Here is a 268-nt window from a genome sequence, read left to right as displayed (position 1 = left end):
CGACCTCGTCGCCGCAGGCACCAAGACCATCGAGGTACGGGTGAAATACCCGCACCTCGCCGACCTCGCGGCAGGCGACATCATCCGCTTCCGCATCAAGGGCACCGACGAGACCTGTGCGGTGAAGGTCAAGCGGGTCACCGAGTACCCCGACTTCGAGACCCTGCTCGACGGCGAAGGACCCGCCAACGTCAACCCGACCGCCACCCGCGACCAACAGCTCGCCAACATCCGCGCCATCTACCCACCGGAAAAGGAAAGGCTCGGC

1 protein-coding gene is annotated in these 268 nt (G+C 65.7%); it reads left to right on the top strand.

Features of this window, described 5'->3' with window-relative positions; translation table 11 throughout:
* Positions 1-268, top strand: a 268-nt coding sequence (locus OP79_RS49380) for an ASCH domain-containing protein (RefSeq protein WP_033329961.1), incomplete at both ends; no start/stop codon positions are given.

It is taken from the genome of Streptomyces yerevanensis (assembly GCF_000716805.1).
GTDB classification, from domain to species: Bacteria; Actinomycetota; Actinomycetes; order Streptomycetales; family Streptomycetaceae; genus Streptomyces; species Streptomyces flaveus.
Note: the sequence above shows the minus strand (reverse complement) of the source record. Positions and strands in the feature narration are given on the sequence as shown.